Genomic DNA, 18,931 nt, shown 5'->3' on the forward strand with positions numbered 1-18,931 from the left:
GGCCGGGGCGCGATCGCGCCCCGGCCGGCGAGCCAGCACCGGCCAGACGCTCATGAGGTGGTTGACGGCACGGATGATGAGGTTCAAGGCCCCCCCTGTGGGGATTCTACCCCGCGCCTGGCGGTTTGACAAATGAGGGGGACGATTGGTATGGTGGGGGCTCGCCCCATCATTGATTTATAGCGGAGTTCGGCTCTTCGCATGCATCCCAAGGCGCTGGCTCACCATCAGGAAGGCCTTGCTTTCCAAGAGCAAGGCGACCTCGGCGCGGCCAAGGCGGCCTTCCTCGAGGCGCTCTCCCTCGACGCGCGCCTGAGCGAGGCGCGGCTCGGGCTCGCCGAGGTGCTCACCGGCACCGGCGACCTGGTGGGGGCGGCGGACGCCTGCAAGACCCTGCTCTCCAACCAGCCCAACCACGTCAAGGCCTCCTTCCTGTGCGGGGTGCTGCTCACCAAGCTCAAGCAGTACGCCGAGGCCGCGCCCCACCTGCAACGGGTGCTGTTCCTCGAGCCCGGGCACCTGGGCGCGCTGCGCGCGCTCTCCAGCCTCTACCGCGACGCGGGCGACGTGGCGCTCGAGGCCGAGATGCTCGCCCGGCTCTGCGCGAGCCTTCCCAAGGACGCCGCCCTGCGCTTCGACCTCGCCGATCGGCTGGTCAAGCTCGGCAAGGTGGCCGAGGCCGTCGCGCCCCTGCGCGACGCGCTGGCCATGCAGCCGGGACACCTTCCGGGGTACCTGCTGCTCGCGGGGATCGAGGGCAGGCTCGGCCGCGGCGAGGAGGCCTGGAAGATCCTCCAGTCAGTGGCGGGCCGCTCCCCCGAGGCCCCGGGCCTGCGCGAGTCGCTCCTCGCCCTTTGCCGCTCCCAGGCGGCCTCGGCCGCTCAGGGCAACCGTGCTGCCGAGGCGAGCCACTGGTGGGAGCGCCTGCTGGCAATCTCCCCTGACGACCCCGAGGCCCTGGCGCACCTGGAGCGCCTCTACACCACCACCAGCCGCATGGGGGACCTGGTGCGCCTGCTGGAGGGCTTCGCCCACCAGAACCCCACCGACTCGGCGGCCGTCACCCGGCTCGCCGAGGCCCTCTTCTCCCTGGGCCGCAAGCGCGACGCGCTCACCCTGTTCAAGGAGGCCCTCAAGCGCAACCCCGAGGACGAGCGCCTGCGCACCCGGGCGTTGGACGCGGCCATGGAGCTCGGGGACGCCTCGGAGGCCCGCACCCTGACCCTGATGGGGCGCGACCCCTCGATCCTGCCCGCCGCCGAGCGCCTCCGCTTCGCCAAGGCCAAGGCCATGGAGGGGCAGCGCGAAGAGGCCTGGGTCCTCTTCGAGGGCCTGCTCGAGGACCCCGATCACGGCCCGGAGGCGCGGGCCCTCGGGCGAAACCTGGCCGTGCGCCAGGCCGAGGACCACCTCGACAACCCGGTCCTCGCGCTCAAGTGGTCCGAGCGCGCCCTGTCGTGCAACCCGACCGACGAGAGCGTCGCACGCCAGGCGGCCCTCCTCTACCGGCAGCTGCAGCGCGGCGCCGACGCGGTGCGGGTGCTGCGCGTGCTGCCCAACCGCTACAAGGACCACGAGCTGCTGCGCGAGCTGGCCGCGGCCTGCGACGTGGCGGACCTGCACGAGGAGGGGCACGAGGCCTACACCGCCCTGGCGGCGCGCGAGGGCGACAGCCCCGAGCTGATCCTGCGCCTGGTCGGGCACTCCGTGGGCGCCAAGAAGCTGGAGCGCGCCTGGAGCGAGTGCGATCGCCTCCAGCGCCTGGATCCCTCCTTCTCCAAGCTCCGGCCGACCCAGGCGCGGGTCGCCGCCCTCATCGCCCAGGACTTCGAGGACAAGGGCCAGTACGCCTCGGCGGTCGAGTGGTGGAAGCGCCACATGGCCCTCGAGCCCGACTCGCCCCACCGCAAGCGCCTCGCCGAGGCGCAGATCGCCATCGGCGACCTGAACGCCGCCGTCCTCACCTACCGCGCGTGGTTCCGCCGCCACCCCACCGACCTGGAGGTGGCCCTCTGGCTGGGCCGCAACGAGCTGGAAGAGGGGCTCTACTCGGAGGCGCGGGAGTACTTCGAGGCGGTCCTCGAGCTGAGGCCCAACAACCTGGAGGCCATGCAGGGCCTCGCCAAGGTCGCCACCGGCGAAGGCAGCGACGACGAGGCCCTGCGCCTCTTCAACCGGATCCTCGCCCTCGAGAAGGACCACCTGCCCGCCACCATCGGGCTGATCGAGCAGGCTCTGCGATCCGGCGACCTCCAGAAGGCCCGCGAGGTCCTCGAGCGCCTCCTGGCCCAGAACCCCGACCACCCCGAGGCCCGCCGCGCCGGGGTCGCGGTCTACAAGGGCCTCGCCGGCTTCGCCGCGGGCTCGGAGGCCAAGGGGCACTGGGAGGCGGTTCTCGCCCTCGATCCCGAGGACCCCGACGCCCTCAAGGCCCTCGCCCGCGCGATCACCCAGCGCCCCGACGCCCCGCCTGCCATGGTCGCCCAGGCCTACTCGGAGGTCCTGGCGCACGCGCCGGACGACCCCGACGCCCAGGCCTACCTCGCGCGCCAGGCCTTCGAGAGGGGCGAGCGGGGCGAGGCCAAGCGCCTGCTCGCTCCTTCGGCCGTGCGCGAGACTCCCGCTGGCCGCCTGCTCTGTGCCGAGATCGCCCACGACGAGCGCAGGGACTCCGAGGCCTGGGACCTCTTGCGCGCGCTGGACCCCGAGACCGCCAACAGCCCGCGTGCCCGCACCCTCTTCGGCGACGTCGCGCGCCGCCTGGCCCAGACCCAGCCGGGTCCCGAGGCCATCGCGCTGTACCGCGAGCTCTTGCGGCACGACCCCGACGACCTCGAGGCCTACCACTCGCTCGCCGATCGCCTCGCCGAGGCGGGCGACACGAGCGAGGCCGTCTCGTGGCTGAAGAAGCTGCTCCTGCGCGATCCTTCCGACCCGCGCGCGACCCTCAAGGCGGCCGCCCTCCATTCGCAGCGCGGGGCCTCCGACGAGGCGCTGCGCCTGCTTTTGCCCCTCGTCGCCGAGGGGAATGCCGATGCCCTCGCGGCCAGCGCCGGGATCCACCTCGAGGCGGGCGATCGCGCCCAGGCGCGCGAAGCCTACGAGCGGATCCTCTCGATCGCCCCGCAGGACCGATCCGCCCGCAAGGCCCTGGCCGAGCTGGCCGCCCAGGAGGCCGACGGCCCGCTCGCCTGGAGCCACCTGCGCGCGCTTATCGAGGCGTTCCCCCAGGACGCCGGGCTGCGCTCGGAAGGCGAGCGACTGCTTCAAGGGCTGGTGGATCGGCTGGATCCCCGAGAGGCGATCGCCTGGTACGAGGAGGTCAACGCCGTCCTGGGCGAGTCGATCGAGGTGAGCGTCACCTACGCCGGCCTGCTGCGCCGGGTCGGGGAGGCACGGCAGGCCGCCGAGGTGCTCGAGGGAGTCCTCGAAAGGGCTCCCTACCGGCGCGACGTGGCCATGGAGCTTGGCGAGCACCACCTGGCCGAAGGCCGGCTCGACCGCGCCCGGGCCGCGTACGGCATCGCCGCCCAGAGCGGGGATCCCGCGGCCCTGCGCGCGCTCGGTGCCATCTCGCGGCAGGAGGGCGACCTGCCCCAGGCGACGGCCTGGCTCGAGAAGGCCCTCCTGCAGGTGCCAGACGACCCTGCCCTGGCCATGGAGGTCGCCGAGACCGCGTGCGAGGCGGGCGACGCGCGAAAGGCCCGCGAGCAGCTCGAGAAGGTCCTTTCCCACCAGCCGGATCACCCGCGCGCCCGCACCCTCCTGGCCATGGCCCGACGCGAGATCGCGCGCTCGGCCACAGGGCAAGAGGCGCTCGAGGCATGGAGCGCGCTGTCGAAGGCGGATCCCGCCGACGCCGAGGCCCACCGCGAGACCCTGCGCGCCGCCGAGCAGCTCGGCGACGAGGCCGCCGCCGAGCTGGCCCTCGAGCGCCTCGTCGCGGCCGACCCCCAGGACGCCGAGCGCGCCTTTTCGCTGGCCGCTCGCCACCACGCGAATAGCCGGTTCGACGAGGCCCGCGCCCTCTTCGCGCGCGCCGCAGAGGCGGGCATTCTCGAGGCCCACTGGTACCTGGCGGACCTGGCCGTGCGCGCGGGGATGCCCGACGAGGCCCGCGCCCAGCTCGAGCGCTACGGCCAGAGCGACTCGCGCGCCCTCGAGACGCGCGCGGCCATCGCCCGGGCCGAGGGGGACGCCGAGGGCGAGTGGCAGGCGCTGTTCGATAGGCAAGCCCCCGACCGGCGCGAGCGCCTCCTCGCCCTGGTCCGCCGCCTGCTCACGCGCACGCCGCCCGCCGAGGCCATCCAGTGGGCGGCGCGCGGCTTCGCGCTCACCCCGCTGCCGGGCGAGCTGAGCGCGCAGGCGGTCGCAGCCCTCGGCTTCTTCCACCAGAGCCAGGGCCGCCACCGCGAGGCCCTCGCCGCCTTCGAGTGGGCGGCTGCCGCCGGCGAGAGCGCCGCCATGGCCGCCCTTGCGCGGCGTGCGGTCCAGGAGAAGGACCTGGATCGCGCGGCGGCCTGGCTCTCGCGCGCGGTGGACCTGCGGCCCGACGACGAGCGCCTGAGCCTCGAGCTCGCCGAGCTCCACCTGCAGCGGAACGATCCCAACGCGGCCCTCTCGGTGCTGGAGGGCTTCCTCTCGCTCCACCCGGAGCACGCCTCGGCCCAGGCCCTCTGGGAGCGCTCCGCGCGCGAAGGCCGCCCCGAGGCCCTCCTGGCGGCGGCCGAGACGCACCTGAGCGCGGGGCGAGGGGCGCTGTGCGCGCGCCTGCTGGACCTCTACTGCGACGCCGTACCGGCGCAGGCCACGGGCCAGCGGGTGCTCACGGCCCGCTACGGCCTTTCGCGCCTCGCGGGGGATCGCCAGGACCAGTGGGAGGCCCTCGAGGCCCTCGCGCCGCTGCTTGCGCCGCACGACGCGCCGACCCTTCGCATGATCCGGCTCGGCCTGTGCTGGAGCGAGCTGGTCGACGAGAACTTCGAGCCCTGGCTCGATCGCGCCCGGGCCCTGGACCCGGCCGAGGAGGAGCTGCCCGCCGCCGCCCACCTCATGATCGGCGAGCTGTCCCTCCTGACGGACCGACGCGACGAGGCCCGCATGGCCTTCCTGGCCGCGGCCGGCCAGGGAGAGGGCCGCGCCTTCGCGGCATTGGCCCGCATGGCCGAGGAGGACGGCGACGTCGTCGAGGCCCGCGTCTGGTACCGCAAGGCACGCAAGCTGCTCAACGAGGACCCGTCGCTCGTCATCGCCCACGCCAAGAGCCTCGCCGAATCGGGCGAGCTGCGCGAGGCCAACGCCCAGCTCGACGACCTGCTCGACGACCACCCGGCCCTCGCCCCCGCCCTGCTCCTCCAGATCGAGATCGTGCGCAGCCTCGCCTACGAGACCGACGGCGAGGAGGCCCTCGGCTGGTACTCCAAGCTCGCGCGGCTCGCCCCCGACGACGCGGTTTCGCTCAGGCAGGTGGTGCGCCTGGCGACTCTGCTGGACCGGCAGGGCCAGGTGGTCGAGGCCCTCGAGCAGCTGGTCTCGGTGGATCCCCAGGACGCCGTCAGCGCGCTCGCCCTCGGCCTGCACCGCCTGGCCGAGGGCGAGGCGCTCGACGCGCGCGAGCTGCTCGCGCGCGCCTCCGAGGCCGACCTGCCCGAGGCCCACCTGCCGCTCGCCGAGCTGTACCTGGAGGAGGGCGACGCCGAGGGTGCCGCCAGGTGCCTCGAAGCCGACGCCCGCCACGCCCCCGAGAGCCCCCGGCGCCTGCGGGCCGAGCTCGCGCTGGCGCGCACGACCCGGGACCCGGATCGCTACTGGAACACCCTCGAAGCCCTCGCCGCCGAGGATCCCGCGCGCTGGGACGAGGCCCGGCGCGAGGCCGAGGCCGCGCTCGAGCAGGCCCCCGACGACGCGCTCGCCCTGCGCACCCTCTCGCGCCTGGCGCGCCGCGAGGGCCAAGCCGCAGAGGCCCTCGCGGCCCTCGAGTGCTACCTGGCCGAGCAGCCGCTCGATGCGACGGCTCGCCTGGATCGCGCCGAGCTGCTCGAGGCCCTCGACCGGCGAGGCGAGGCCTACGCCGCGCTCGAGGGCCTCGATCCCGCCCAGCCCGGGGCCGCCGAGCTCGAGCAGCGCCTGGCGCGGGCCCAGGGGCGCACGGCCCAAGCCGAGGACAGGCAGGCGGAGGCCTACGGCTGGTGGCGCAGGGTGCTCGCGCTGGCGCCGGACGACCGAGAGGCCATGCGGGCGATCGCCGATCTGCTGGGGGCGATGGGCCGGTCCTCGGAGGCGCTGCCCATGCTCTTCGGGCTCGCCAAGGACGCGAGCGACCCCGTCGACCCCCAGCGCCTCGCCGAGGCCCTCCTGGCGCAGCGCCGCACCGTCGAGGCCCGCGCCATCCTTCAATCGCTGGTGCGGGAGTGGGACCACATGCCCGCCTGGTCGGCGCTCTGCGAGCTCTCGCTCGAGCTGGGCGAGCTCGACGAGGCCTGGCAAGCCGCCGAGCGCCTGCTCCTAGACCGCGCCCCCGGGGCGGATGCCCTCGCCCTGCGGGTGCTCGGCGCCAAGGCCCGCGCCCTCGATCCGGCCGCGACCCCCGAGGCGGCCGCGAGCGCCTGGCAGGCAGTCCTCGAGCGGCAACCCGCCGACCCCGAGGCCCGCTTCGGGCTCGCGCGCGCGCTTGCCGCCTCGTCCCGGACCCGCGAGGCCATCGCGCTGCTCGAGGGGCTACTCGCCGAGGGGCAGGGCACCGGCCGCCTCAAGGCGCTTCTGGCCGAATGCTGCACGGCGGTGGGCGATGCCAAGCGAGCCGAGGCCCTCTACGCCGAGCTGCTCGACGCCCATCCCGACAACCCCACCGCCCTGATGGCGCTGGCGCGCGCCGCCCAGGCCCGCGGCGAGTTCGTGGAGGCTGCGACCTACTGCGAGCGGGTGCTCGCGCAGGCCCCGGACGAGGAGTCGCCTCGCGCCCGGGTGCTGCTCGCCTACTGCGCCCGGCAGCTGGCCGAAGCCGCCCGCCTGCGCCGGGACTTCGAGGAGGCCTTCCTCTTCGAGGAGGTGCTCTCGGCGCACCAGGCGCCCTCGCTCGACCTGCTGCGCTTCTCGGCGGAACTCGCCCGCGACGCCGGCTACCTCGCCACTGCCGCCTGGCGGTACCGCAGGCTCCTGCTCGCGTACCCCGACGCCCTCGAGGAGGCCCTGCAGCTCGCGCGGTGCTACCCGACGCCCGACGAGGGCCGCGCGGCCCTCGAGGCCCTCTGGGGCGAGCGCCAAGTCGTCGCGGCGGCTCACGCCCTCGCCATGGAGGCGCGCGACCAGGGCGAGGCCGAGCGCGCCATCGCCTGGTGGGATCGCGCCCTGTCGATCGCCCCCGAGCACCCGGTCTTCTTGCGCCGCGCGGCAGACCTGTGCCGGCGCGAGGAGCGAGCGGCCGAGGCCTGCGCCTACTACCGGCGCCTGTCGGCGGTCGTAGGCGACGACCCTGCCCTGCTCAAGACCTGGGGGGCGGTGGCGCTCCTAGGCGAACGCTGGGCCGACGCCCAGGAGCCCTTCCTGCGCCTTGCGAACGACCACGCGGACCGCGAGGCGGCCTGCACCCTCTCGCTGATCGCCGCGAGGACCGGCGACCACCAGGGTGCCTGGGACTGGGCCCAGCGCGTGCTCGAGCTCGGCGAGCACCCTCAGGCCGAGGCGCTGGCCGAAGAGGCCGCCCGCGCCCTTGCCGAGGAGGCGAGCGATCCCCAAGCGGCCGTCGCCTGGCGCCTCAAGGTCCTCGAGCTCGCCCCCGCGGACGTGGAGGGCTGGCTTTCGCTGGGCAGGGCCCGGGTGGCCGCAGGCGACCTCGAGGCCGCGCTCGAGACCTTCTGGCACGCCCACGAGCTTGCGCCCTACGAGGTCGGCCCGCTGCTCGAGCGGGCCGCGACCCTGCGCCGGATGGGCGATCCGGCCAGCGCCAAGGCCGCCTACGCCGAGGTGCTCGCCGAGGATCCGCGGCACGCCCCCTCCCTCTTCGCCCTGGCCGAGATGGCGTGGGAAGAGGACGACGTCCAGACCGTCTGGGAGCTCGGGCAACAGCTCCTGGCCCTGGACAACCGTGACCCCTCGGCCATGTCCCTCATCGGACGCTGCGCGCGCCGGCTCGCGGGCGAGGCGACCGACGCCCAGGACTGGGAAAACGCCATCCTCTACTGGGAGCTGCTGCTCTCCTTCACCCACGACGAGGCGGACGCCCTCGAGAACCTCGGCGAGGCCTACGTCCAGGCGGGCCGCTTCGCCGAGGCGGTCGGCATCCACCGCGAGCTGGTGCGCCTGTCCCCCGAGGACCTGAGCGTCAAGTACCGCCACGGCGAGATCGCGGCCATGGGCGGCTTCTGGGACGAGGCCCGGCAGTGCTTCGCCGAGCTACTTTCCACGGACCCCGGCCACCTGGCCAGCTACCATGCCCTCGCCCTGGTCGCCCTGGGCCTCGACGACCCCCAGGCCGCAGCCGAGCACTACCGCGCCGCCCTCGGCGTCGATCCGAACGATCTCGTCAGCCTCTTCGGGCTGGGGGGGCTGCTCTACTCGGAGGAGCGCTTCGAGGAGGCCTACCCCCCGCTCAAGCGCGCCGCCGAACTCTCGCGCGACGAGAGCGACCACGCCGACTACCTGGCCATGGCGCGCCGCTGCGCCGAGCGGCTCGCCGAGGCCTGCGCCGCTCGCGGCGCGCACGACGAGGCGGTTCGCTACCGGCAGGAGGCCGTCCTGCTCGATCCGCAGGACGCGAGTACCCACCGGGACCTGGCGCGGACCCTGCACGAGGCGGGGCGCAAGGCGGCGGCCATCGACGCCCTGACCGCCCTTCTCAAGGCCGATCCGAACGAGGCCGAGGCGACGTTCCTGCTCGGCGAGATCCACCGCGAGGGCGGCGATCTCGTCGGGGCCGAGCACCTCTACGAGGGGGTGGTGCGGACCGCGCCGCTGCACGTCGGCGCCCGCCTGGCCCTGGCCGAGCTCGCCGCCCAGGCCCGCGACTACGACCGCGCCTGGGAGCACCTCCAGGTGGCGCACCGCTTCGAGCCCCGCGACGAGCGGGTCCAGGCCCTGCACCGCAAGCTCACCGGCGCCTTCGCCGAGCGCCACCAGGGGGACGGCGACTTCGCGGGGGCCATCCGATGGTGGCAGCGCGCCTTCGAGGAGGACCCCCACGACACCCAGCTCCTGCGCAAGATCGCCCGCGCCCAGGTCTCCATCGCCCACCTGTCGGCCGCGGCCGAGACCTACGGCAAGATCCTGGAGGCCGACCCCAAGGACCTCGAGATCGCCCACATCCTCGCGGACATCCACCGGCAGCGCGGCGATCTGCGCTCGGCGGAGGGGGCCCTGCTGCGCATCGTCGCGCTCGACCCGCGCCACCTGCCCAGCCTGCGCGCCCTCATGCTGCTCGCCAAGGAGCGGCAGAACCCGCCCGAGGCCCTCAAGCGCGCCTACGACCTGCTGGACGTGGAGCCCCTGAACACCGAGGCCCTGATGCTGCTCGCGTGGAGCCACGAGCAGATGCTGGAGCGCCGGGCGGCCCTCGAGGCGGCCCGCGAGATCGTCGCAATCGACCCCCAGCACGCGGAGGCCTACCACCTCATGGGGCGCCTCGCGCGGGACCTGGGCGACGTGGATCTCGCCAAGAAGGCCCTGACCTCGGCCATCTACCACCAGCCGCGCGCCCCCTACTACCACACCATGGGTACCATCTACCAGGCGCTCGGCCAGACCGACGAGGCGCTCGCCGCCTTCGGCCAGGCGCTGGTACTCGATCCCGAGTGCGCCGACGCGCACGCGGATCTGGGCCTGGGCCTGATGCGCAAGGCCCAGCCCGACAAGGCGAAACCCCACCTCCAGCGCGCCTTCGCGCTGACGCCGCAGGATACCGAGCGGTCGTTGGCCCTCCAGTGCGCGCTCGACCTGATTGGATGAACAAGGAGACCCCCTCATGTCCCACCCCAAACTCGGCGTCAACATCGACCACGTGGCCACCCTCAGGCAGGCCCGCCGCACCGTCGAACCCGACCCGGTGGCCGCCGCCGTGCTGTGCGAGCTCGCCGGCGCCGACTCGATCACGGTCCACCTGCGCGAGGATCGCCGCCACATCCAGGACCGGGACGTGCTGGTGCTCAAGCAGTCGCTGCGCACCACGATGAACCTCGAGATCGCAGCCACCGACGAGATGGTCGCGATCGCCTGCGAGGTGAGGCCCGCGCAGGTCTGCCTGGTGCCCGAGAAGCGCCAGGAGGTCACCACCGAGGGCGGCCTCGACGTGATCCGCAACCGCGCCGGCGTCGAGAAGGCGGTGCGCGCGCTGCAGGAGGCGGGCATCGTGGTGTCGCTGTTCATCGACCCGGACCCCGCGCAGGTCCGCGAGAGCCGCGCGATCGGAGCGGATGCGATCGAGCTGCACACCGGCGCCTACGCCGAGGCCTGGCCCCACGCGCAAACCGAGCTCGTTCGCATCCAGGAAGCCGCCAAGGAGACCCTGGCCCAGGGCCTTCGCCTTCACGCCGGCCACGGCCTGACCTACTGGAACGTTCGGCCCATCGCCGAGATCCCCGGCATGGCCGAGCTGAACATCGGTCACTCCGTCATGGCGCGCGCCGTGCTGGTCGGCATGGAGCGAGCCGTCCGAGAGATGAGAGAAGCCATCAAGGGGGCGTGACCCGGAACCATTTGCGCGCGGCCGGAGTCATGGAGCATGAGCGCCCCTGCGCGGGGCGCGAGCATCCGTCCATTGTGAGGGAGAGATGGGAAACAACTTCAAGACCTTCATCCTGATGGCGGCCCTGACCGCCCTGGTCCTCGGGGCCGGGATGGTGCTCGGCGGGCGCAACGGCCTGATGATCGGGCTGGTCCTCACCATCGCGATGAACTTCGCGAGCTACTGGTTCTCCGACAAGATCGCGCTGGCCATGAGCGGCGCCCAGGAGACCACCCCCCAGCAGTCCCCCGAGCTGTTCCGCGTGATCCAGCACCTGACCCAGCGCGCGGGGCTGCCCATGCCGCGGGTCTACATCACCCCGGACTGGACGCCCAACGCCTTCGCCACCGGGCGAAACCCCGAGCATGCCGCCGTCGCCGTGACCCAGGGCATCCTCCAGGTGCTCGATCGCGACGAGCTCGAGGGCGTGCTCGCCCACGAGCTCGCCCACGTCAAGAACCGGGACATCCTGATCTCGTCGGTGGCCGCCATGCTCGCCGGCGCCCTGACCCAGCTCGCCCACGTCTTCCAGTGGGGCCTGATGTTCGGCGGCAACCGCGACAACGAGGAGGGCCCGGGCCTCGGCGCCCAGCTCGCCATGATGGTGGTCGCCCCCATCGCGGCGAGCCTGGTCCAGATGGCCGTCTCGCGCTCGCGCGAGTTCGAGGCCGACCGGATCGGCGCCCAGATCTGCGGGCGGCCCATGGCGCTGGCCAATGCCCTTCTCAAGCTCGAGCGCGGCGTCGAGCAGCACCCCATGGCCAACGCCAACCCCGCCACCGCCCACATGTACATCGTCAACCCGTTCGCGGGGATGGGCAGCGCCCTCTTCAACCTGTTCAGCACCCACCCGAGCACCGAGGAGCGCGTCGCGCGCCTGCGCGCCCAGGCGACCGGCGTCTCCTACTGATCGGCGCCATTCCGCCAGCCCCCGCCAGCCCCCGCCCCGGCGGGGGCTGGTCCACATTGCCGTACACGCTTGTCAGTCATGCCATTGATGAAACTTGATTAACTTGCATTACAATGATCTCCTCTGATTGATCGCTGGAGGAGGGAAGGCATGTCGCTCGAAGACCAGGTCGCACGCTTCATCGAGAACCTCGCTGGGGGATCCGGCCTGCCCCTTCGCATCCAGCTCTGGAACGGGCGGCTGATCGCGCTTGCGCCCGATCCTCCCATCACCATCACCCTGCCGCGAGCCGAGGCCGCGCGGTACCTTCTGGCCCCCTCTCTGGCCCGGCTCGGCGAAGCGTACGTCGAGGGCCATCTCCAGGTGACGGGATCCGTCTGGGAGATCCTCAGGCTCGCAGAGACGCTCAGCCGCCAGGCCGAAGGCATGTCCCGGCGAAAGCCGTGGCGCCCCTTCGTCCACTCTCGCAAGCGCGACGCCGAGGCAATCCAGTACCACTACGACGTCTCCAACGACTTCTACCGGCTCTGGCTCGACCGCAACATGGTCTACTCCTGCGGCTACTTCGAGGGCGGGACCGAGGACATCCACCAGGCCCAGGAGCAGAAGCTCGACCACATCTGTCGCAAGCTCCTCTTGCAGCCCGGCGAGCGCTTCCTGGACATCGGGTGCGGCTGGGGAAGCCTGCTTCGCTGGGCGGCCAAGCACTACGGGGTGGAGGCCACGGGCATCACCCTCAGCCGCAACCAGTTCGACTACGCCAGCGCCCTGATCAAGGAAGAGGGACTCGAGGATCGCTGCAGGGTCCTGCTGTGCGATTACCGGGACCTCGCGGGCGAGGGCGACTACGACAAGATCGCCAGCGTGGGCATGTTCGAGCACGTCGGGGAGAAGAACCTCCCGCTGTACTTCGGCGTCGCCCACCGCCTGCTCAGGGACGGGGGACTGATGCTCAACCACGGCATCGCCACCTCCGAAGCCAATCCCTCGGCCCACGACGTGGGCGCGGGCGAGTTCATCGAGCGCTACGTCTTCCCCTACGGCGAGACCCCGGCCCTGAGCACGGTCATTCGCGACATGGGGGCGCAGGGGCTGGAGATCTTGGACGTCGAGGGCCTTCGCCCCCACTACGCCCAGACCCTCATGCACTGGGTCTCGCGCCTCGAGGCGAACCGGGAGGCGGCCATCGACCTGGTGGGCGGCAAGCGATACCGGATCTGGCAGATCTACATGGCAGGCTGCGCCCACGCCTTCGAGCACGGCTGGGTCTCGGTCTACCAGCTGCTGGTCAGCAAGCAAAAAGCGGGGATCCCCGCGCTGCCGTGGAGCCGCGCGCACCTCTACACCCCCCGGGATCGCGTCGCGCACGCCCGCCTCCACCGCCCGGAGATCGCGCTCTCGCCCTCGCCCTGAGGGCGTTCGGCCGGGAGGCTCCTTTCCCAATAAATCTCCCTCAAATCTGTGTTAAATGCAGCAAATCAAGCGCGCGAGCGGGGATGATAAAGGCAGCCCCCTCGAAGGGACTGACGGGAAAGGAGCCTCCGCCCATGACCGGAGACTTGATCGGCGCGCTCAACCAGGGTCGCCAGCACATCGGCGAGTTGCTGGTCAACCTCAAGAAGATCGACCGCAACCAGCTCGACGCGGCGCTTGGCGAGCAGGCCAGGCTCAACGCGCAGCTCGGCGAGGTGCTGGTCGCCCAGGGCCACATCAGCCAGCAGGACCTGGACCACGCCCTGGCGATCCAGAACAACCGCGACCCGCAGGCCCCGATGCTCGCCCGCAAGAAGCTGGGCGACCTGTTGCTCGACACCGGCAAGCTGACCACCGCCCAGCTCCAGGCGGCCCTCGAGACCCAGAACCTCACGCAGCAGAAGATCGGCGAGGTCCTGCTCGAGATGGGCTTCGTCACCCAGCGCGACATCGACAGCGCCCTTCGGGTGCAGGACAGCCTGGCCTTCTCCTCGCGCCAGCGCATCCTCGATCGCCTCGAGTCCCGCAACGCGGCCGAGGCCGCCGCTTCAAGGCAGCGCGCGCCGCTCGCCGCCGAGCTCGAGCGGAGCTTCCCCAACCGCGGCCGCTTCCTGGACGCCGCCGCGCAGTCGGCCTTCGCCTCGGCCTTCGGGCGCGCCATGACCCCCCAGGAGCTCACCGACTGGCGCGCAAAGCTCACCTTCGTCTACCCCGAAGGGGCGCGCCTCGGCGAGGCCCTGCCTGCCGACTTCAATCGTTCGGCCGCCTTCCAGCGCCTCTCGGCCTTCTTCCAGAACGTGATCGCCGAGCGCATCACCCAACTCGCCGGCGGCGACAGCGTCCAGAAGAAGTTCGACCGCCAGGGCAACGTCGAGGTCACGGGCCTCTCCGCGCGCGACCTCGAGATCGCCATCGAGGTGGTGACCGCCCAGGCGTTCGACCCCCAGATCGCCGCCGAGCGCTTCCTCGAACAGTCGCCGCGCGCCTTCTTCCGCGCCATGGTCGGGCGCGACTTTGCCTCCGACGCCGAGGAGGCCCTCTTCCAGCGGCTGCTCGACGGCCCCCAGGCTTCGGCCAATCGCGACGCCCTGCGCCGCCTGCAGGGGCTCTTGCGCGACACCTTCTCGGCCTATCCCCTGGCGCGCTCGGACAAGGCCATCCGCGCCTCGCTCACCCCCGACGAGGAGGAGATCAAGGAGCTGCTCGAGGGCCTGCGCAAGTTCAGCGAGCGCGAGGCTCTGCGCCTCTTCCAGGAGAAGGAGTGGTGGTACCGCAAGCTGGAGCTCGCCGCCCAGACCGAGGGAATGCTGCGCAACCAGCTGGACACCATCAAGGCCGAGCAGCAGATCAAGAAGGTGATGGAGCTCGTCGAGCGCCTGCTCGGCCGGATCCCCCCCGGCATGATGAAGCTCATCAAGCAGCTGGTCGGCATGGTCGCCAGCGGTGCGATCCCCAACATGGCGGCCCTCGAGCAGATGATCCTCAACCTCTTCGAGCAGGTCCTGCAGCGCTTCTCCGCCAAGATGGGCCGCAACCCGAGCCCCGACGAGCTGGCGCAGGCCATGGAGCTGGTGCTCGGCGACGTGGCGGGCGGCGGCAAGGACCCCCTCGCCAAGCTGGACAAGCAGCTGGACGCCCTCAAGGACGGCAAGAGCCCCCAGGGCGGCCTCAGCATGGACAAGGCGATCGCCCTGGTCAACACCGTCAACTTCGAGTTCAAGGGCCAGTTCGACGGCTCGGTGGACGCCCAGGACCCCTGGGTGCTGGCGCTGGTCAACGGCGACCAGAGCCCCGAGGCCATGCAGGAGGCCTTCCGGTCATACTACAAGGCCGAGAAGCGGGGCATCGGCCTGCCGGAGGCCCTCTCCTTCGTCGAGTTCATGAACCTCTCTTACAAGGGAATCAAGCTGGACGCGGACCCCTTCGACCCCTACGTCCAGAAGCTCCTGACCGGCGAGATGAGCCCCGGCGAGGTCGATCGCGAGTGGCGCGCCATCTTCCGGGGCGAGCCCGAGCCGGCGCTGGCCTAGCAACAAGCAGAAGGGGGGGGCGGTCGAACGACCGCCCCCCCCTTCTGCTTGGCTCGAAGGCTACCTCACGATGCCGAGCAGGTCGTCCATGGCCTTGTTGTAGTCCTGGAGGAAGGTCGACAGGTTGCGGTAGACGAAGTTGGCGCTCTCGCTCTCGATCTCGAGCTGCCTGAGGGTGGACTGGGCGTCCATGTACTCGAGGCTCTGGGGCAGGACGTGCGGGGCGTTGACGCCCTCGCGCCGGAACCAGCCGCGCACCGAGTCGGCCACGATGCCCTGGCGGGCATTGACCGGCGCGGCGTAGACCTCGCTGCCGTAGCCCGAGGTGACCAGGTTGGCGGCCCCCGGGATCTTGACGACGGCCAGGTCGCTGTCGTGGTCCTTGCGGTCCGAGTAGAAGGGCACGAGCTGGCCGTCGTTCAGGCCGCTGATGTCGCCCGAGACGCTCTCCCCGATCAGGCCCTTGATGCGCCCCGGCGTCGCCTTGGAGGCGTCGGTGAAGTAGCCGTCGCGCTCGAAGGGGTAAGCCGCCGACATCACCATCCCGACGGGCTCCTCGACGCCGTTGACCATCGGAGGCTTGGCCACCTTGGTCTGGCCGGTGGCCGGATCGACCGCGATGTCCTGCTGGCGCAGCACGAGCAGCCCCTGGGGGTTGACCAGGTTGTAGATGGGGACCTTGGTGCCGCTCACCTCGACGGTGCCGGTCTGCTTCCAGGTGAAGGAGCCGTTGCGGGTGAAGAAGACGCGCGCGCCGGCCGCCTTGCTCTCGGCCACGGCGAAGAAGCCGTCGCCCACGATGCTCAGGTGGGTGGCGGTCGCGTTGGCGTCCTGCTCGCGGCTCGGCTTGGAGGCCGCGGGCGAGATCTTGTAGCCCTGGACGATCAGCTCGGAGTTGTAGCTCTGGGCGCCGGCCTGCGAGCCCCGGCCGGAGTTGAGGGGGATCCCCGTGCTCATGTCCACGTTGCCCGACTTGACGCCGAGGAAGATGTCGCGCTTCTTGAAGCCCGGGGTCACCGAGCCCATCATGTTGTGGACGATGTTGGCGCGCCACGCGTCGATGGATCGGAACGAGTTGATGAGGTTGTACCTGAGGTCGGAACCCATCGGCACGCTCCTTTGCTGCGGGGAACCAGGCGAGATATCCCCTTCGTACCCGGTGCCCGCTCGCGCTTAACCCGAAAAAAATCCGCCGGCTCGCTGGAGCCGGCGGATCGCTAGGTGAGCGCCCGGGTCTAGAACGCGTTGCCCAGGTAGAGGGGCATCATCTTGCGCCAGGTCGTCCAGTCGTGCCGCATGTCGTGGCCCCACAGGTCGAGGTTGTGCCAGATGCCCTTCTCCCAGAGGAGCTTGGACATCTTGCGGGACTGGCCGGGGGCCTCGTAGTCGCCCTGGCCGCTCAGGATGTGGATGTTCCTGCCGTGCGAGCGAAGCTGCTGGATGAACCAGGGATCGCTGAGACCGGGCATGTAGTGGAACGGCGAGTTGAAGTAGACGTTCTTGTCGACGTAGCCGTCAGTCCAGGGATCCAGGTCGTAGGCGCCCGACATGGCGATGGTGCCGCCGAACATGTCGGGGTGACGCAGCAGGACGTTCATGGCGTGGTAGGCGCCCATGCTGGCCCCGGTGGTGACGATGTGCTGGCGGGCCCCCATGTGGTTCCAGATGAAGGGGACGACTTCCTTGGTCACGTAGGCGTCGTAGTACTCGTGCTTGCGGGCGCGCTCCGACGGGTGGATGCGGGTGTTCATCCAGGTGTGGGCGTTGACGCTGTCGATCGAGAAGACCTTGACCTTGCCGGCCTCGATCCAGGGCCGCATGACCTCGATCAGGTAGAAGCGCTCGTACTCCTCGAAGTCCGCCGCCGCGGTGGGGAACATCAGGAGGGGGAAGCCGTAGTGACCATAGACGGCGATCGGCATCTTCTTGCCGATGCGATCGCTGTACCAGTGATGAACCTCTTTTCTCATGAGATCCTTTCTCTCTTGACGCAACGTTGACTTCCACCGGGTGAGCCGGTCCTTACCCATTGAAACAGAATAAGGCCCGTTTGTCAGTCGCGAGATCCGGCGTCGGTGTGGGTTCGGCCATTGTATCACCCGGCCCGAATCCGGCACGCAAGTTTGGGCGTCGCACCGGCGATAACCCTCCAAACGGATTAACAACAGCTAATGCTTCTTGCAAGGTCCGATGAAAGGGCAACGATGATGAACCGCATTCAACGTCTGGCACTCGCCTTCACGCTGGCCCTCGGCCTGAGCGGGTGCGGCATGCTCCCCGCGGGCCTGCAGACCGGCACCGGCGACCAGGTCACGGCGCAGAAGCACAAGGCCGGCGCCCTCTCGCTCATCGTCCTGCCCGACATGGGTCACGCGACGCTCGTGGATGCGATCCGCGGCGCCAAGAAGTCGATCATGGTCGAGACCTACATGTTCACCAACTACGACGCCAGCGCCCAGCTGGTGGCTGCGCTGGTCGAGCGCGCCAAGGCGGGCGTCGAGGTCAAGGTGATCCTGGAGGCGAACCCCTACATCCCGCCCAAGCCGCTCGCCCCCGGTGAGCAGCCGAGCTTCGGCAACAACGTGAACAAGGACACCATCCAGGCGCTCATCGCGGGCGGGGTGCGGGTCAAGCGCTCGAGCCCGAAGTTCCGCTACACCCACCAGAAGACCATGGTCATCGACGAGCAGACCGCCTACATCATGACCCTCAACTTCACCAACTCGGGCCTGACCACCAACCGCGAGTACGCGGTGGTGGACCGCGACCCCTCGGACATCAGCGAGCTCAAGCGCATCTTCGAGGCCGACTGGGAGGAGCTGACCTACCTGCCCAAGGACCCCGACCTGGTGGTGAGCCCCAACAACTCGCGGGCGCGCATCCTCAAGCTGATCGACTCGGCCAAGAAGACCCTGATGGTGCAGTGCGAGTTCGTGAGCGACCCCGAGATCGCCGCTCACCTCGGCGCTCGCGCCAGGGCCGGGGTCGACGTCAAGGTCATGATGGCCCAGTTCGACAAGGACCCGAACACCGGCCGCGACTCGAACGCGGACTCCCAGGCCCTCCTCAACGGGCAGGGCGTCAACCAGGTTCTCTTCGGCAAGAGCATCAAGATGCACGCCAAGATGATCCTCGCGGACAATGCCCGCGCCTACGTCGGCTCGGAGAACATGACCTCCAACTCGCTGGACAACAACCGCGAGATGGGCGTCGTGGTCGAGGACAAGGGCATCGTGGAGACGCTCGCCAAGACCGCGTTGAAGGACTGGGCGGCCCGCTAGGCGCCCGATTCAAGCGAAGAGGCCCGGGTCGCGAACGCGACCCGGGCCTCTTCGCTTGAAGGCTCAGGGCTGCTTGTAGTCGAACGGATAGCCCTGGGCGATCCACTCGTTGATGCCGCCCTTGAGGACGTAGACGTTCTTGCGCTTGTACTGGTTGGTGAGATTGAAGGCCGCGATGATGCTCGCCTCGTCGTGCGGGCAGGCGCAGTACAGCACCAGCAGATCCTTGGGCCCCACCTTGGGCCCCCAGCTCGCGATCTCCTTGCCGGGCAGGGACCTGGCTCCCTGGATCCGGCGGACGTTGAAGGAGTCCGCCTTGCGGACGTCCCCGATGACGATCGCCTCGCCGCGCTTCATGCGCTGGACGACCTCTCGCGGGCTCAGGAACTTGGCGGCCTGCTGGGCCTCGGGCGAGGGCGGGGTCGCCGCGGCGGCAGGCGGCTGGAAGGGGAGCGCGACCAGCGCGCTCAGCGCGAAGCCACCGAGAAAGACACGAGCAATGGACATGGGGGGCCTCCCGAAC

9 protein-coding genes are annotated in these 18,931 nt (G+C 70.9%); 6 read left to right on the forward strand and 3 right to left on the reverse strand.

The features are described from left to right. The first annotated feature begins 201 nt into the window (after positions 1 to 201). The 5 genes from V6D00_01235 (at position 202) to V6D00_01255 (ending at position 15,127) form a co-directional block, all read left to right on the forward strand. The gene (locus tag V6D00_01235; protein ID HEY9897778.1) at positions 202 to 9,939 is read left to right on the forward strand and encodes a tetratricopeptide repeat protein; all 9,738 of its coding nucleotides are present in this window, start codon (positions 202 to 204) and stop codon (positions 9,937 to 9,939) included. Between the two features lie 16 nt (positions 9,940 to 9,955). Further along, complete coding sequence (locus V6D00_01240) at positions 9,956 to 10,675, forward strand: pyridoxine 5'-phosphate synthase (protein ID HEY9897779.1); 720 nt, start codon at positions 9,956 to 9,958, stop codon at positions 10,673 to 10,675. A gap of 85 nt (positions 10,676 to 10,760) precedes the next feature. Continuing rightward, entirely contained in the window at positions 10,761 to 11,624 is an 864-nt protein-coding gene (gene htpX / locus V6D00_01245) for a zinc metalloprotease HtpX (GenBank protein ID HEY9897780.1), read from the forward strand. Between the two features lie 150 nt (positions 11,625 to 11,774). Then, a complete protein-coding gene (locus tag V6D00_01250; protein HEY9897781.1) occupies positions 11,775 to 13,037 on the forward strand; it encodes a cyclopropane-fatty-acyl-phospholipid synthase family protein in 1,263 nt (420 codons plus the stop codon). Between the two features lie 134 nt (positions 13,038 to 13,171). Next, positions 13,172 to 15,127 carry a hypothetical protein gene (locus V6D00_01255; GenBank protein HEY9897782.1) on the forward strand — a complete coding sequence of 652 codons (1,956 nt, stop codon included), beginning with the start codon at positions 13,172 to 13,174 and terminating at the stop codon, positions 15,125 to 15,127. Positions 15,128 to 15,187: 60 nt separating this feature from the next. On the opposite strand, the gene V6D00_01260 is transcribed toward V6D00_01255, so the two are convergent. Beyond that, positions 15,188 to 16,234, reverse strand: a complete 1,047-nt coding sequence (locus V6D00_01260) for a hypothetical protein (GenBank protein HEY9897783.1) — start codon at positions 16,232 to 16,234, stop codon at positions 15,188 to 15,190. A gap of 128 nt (positions 16,235 to 16,362) precedes the next feature. Further along, complete coding sequence (locus tag V6D00_01265) at positions 16,363 to 17,097, reverse strand: alpha/beta hydrolase-fold protein (protein ID HEY9897784.1); 735 nt, start codon at positions 17,095 to 17,097, stop codon at positions 16,363 to 16,365. A gap of 237 nt (positions 17,098 to 17,334) precedes the next feature. On the opposite strand from V6D00_01265, the gene V6D00_01270 reads away from it, so the two are divergent. Beyond that, positions 17,335 to 18,408: a phosphatidylserine/phosphatidylglycerophosphate/cardiolipin synthase family protein gene (locus V6D00_01270; GenBank protein ID HEY9897785.1), complete on the forward strand. Its 1,074-nt coding sequence runs from the start codon at positions 17,335 to 17,337 to the stop codon at positions 18,406 to 18,408. Positions 18,409 to 18,471: 63 nt separating this feature from the next. Here the strand turns inward: V6D00_01270 and V6D00_01275 are convergent, their stop codons facing one another. Continuing rightward, on the reverse strand, positions 18,472 to 18,915 hold the full coding sequence (locus tag V6D00_01275) for a rhodanese-like domain-containing protein (protein ID HEY9897786.1): 444 nt from the start codon (positions 18,913 to 18,915) through the stop codon (positions 18,472 to 18,474). Positions 18,916 to 18,931 lie beyond the last annotated feature (16 nt).

It is taken from the genome of Pantanalinema sp., assembly GCA_036704125.1.
Taxonomy (GTDB): domain Bacteria; phylum Cyanobacteriota; class Sericytochromatia; order S15B-MN24; family UBA4093; genus JAGIBK01.